Source organism: Pseudomonas sp. IT-196MI5, from assembly GCF_949767415.1.
Classification (GTDB): Bacteria; Pseudomonadota; Gammaproteobacteria; order Pseudomonadales; family Pseudomonadaceae; genus Aquipseudomonas.
The window spans coordinates 1-1347 of record NZ_CATKPZ010000046.1; the positions used below are offsets into that span (position 1 = coordinate 1).

Below are 1347 nucleotides of genomic sequence, written 5' to 3' on the forward strand. Positions count from 1 at the left end.
GATTTCCTGATCGTGATGACTTCTGATTACGATAGGCCCCAACGCAAAGCCTGCACCTGCACTCTCCGGTGCAACCTTGAATATTTCCTTGGAGAGCTTTGACAGGCGTGCCTCAACGGAGGCTGTATCACCGTCATAGGATTCGGCACGGAGCATGACGTAAGCGTCGTCAACTAACAGATGGAATTCGTGAACGAAGTTTTGACGGCGTGATGCTTGCTCGTAGTACTGCAGCAACTTTTCCCTGGGTGAAGCCATTTTCGCCGACACCAGCATCGACACATCTGAATTCTTATAGTTCTTAACCGCCGAAATCCGACGCGCCCGCTCCTGCAAGGCTGCGTCAAAACGTTGCTGCGTCACGCCCTCCCCCAAGATCAAGACCTCAACGCTTGAATGATCAGCGCCCAATCCGTAGTACAGTTTCACATCCCCGCCCCCCGTCCAGTTGGCCGGCAGATCAATCAGGCCACGGCCCAGCGCCCAGGTGCGCATGTTGCTGGTCAGTTCGTGCACGGTTTGTTTCTCCTGTTCGCTGGGCTGCTTGAAGGCGGTGCACCCGGCGACCGCCCCCAACAGCAGGCCTGTCAAAAAAACGGTCAACCGGCGCATAGCGGCCTCTTGGCTTTCGCTGCGATCTTGATAAGGGAATAGAGGGTGAATTGCTGGGTTAACGGATTGGCGTACGACGCTTCATGATCGAAGCCGGGCGCCTGGACTTGCTGGCGGATCGAATCCTTGCGTGCCTGCCTGACCGGCGCACGACCAGAACTCACCGGAACGGTGCCGTCGCCCGCGCCGTCCTGCATGCGGCAGTGCAGCTCCCAATAGCTGGTCTGCACGGTTCTGACCGGCGCGTCGGGATCACCACGCAGTGGTGGCACGGCCTCGGCTTGCCCGCCGACGTACAACGGGCTGCGTCCGTCGTCGCGCACCTCATGCATTTGCAGGCTGGACACCGTGAAGGCATCGGGGCTTGAGGCATGGGGGCCATTGAGACGAGACCCGCGTCGCATTTCCCAGGTGATGGATTCGAAGCTGGGGTGTTTGTCGTCGTTGCCGTAGTAGACGTAGGTTTGCGGGTGGTATGACCCAGCGATGTCCTGGTGAAACTCCTTTGCGCTCCGGATGTTCTTTGCGAATACTTTCCACGTAATCGGATCCCCATCCTTCGGCGCCAACCACTCTTCGCGCAGCAATCCCCACCAACGGTCGCGCCGCAGATAAATCTCTTCGTATGGGTCTTTTTCCGGCTGGCGCGGCATGGCCGGCCCGCCTCGCTCGTCGATCAGCCGCAGCCAACCCGGGGCATAATCCTGGGTGGGCAGCAATTGCAAGGCTCCGGGC

At 59.2% G+C, this 1347-nt stretch carries 2 pseudogenes; both read right to left on the minus strand.

What is annotated here, in order from left to right:
- Positions 1 to 612, minus strand: a pseudogene (locus ACM6IK_RS22665) (hypothetical protein); the annotation flags it as partial.
- Positions 600 to 1347 (minus strand): annotated as a pseudogene (locus tag ACM6IK_RS22670) (alpha/beta hydrolase); the annotation flags it as partial. The pseudogenes ACM6IK_RS22665 and ACM6IK_RS22670, both read right to left, overlap by 13 nt.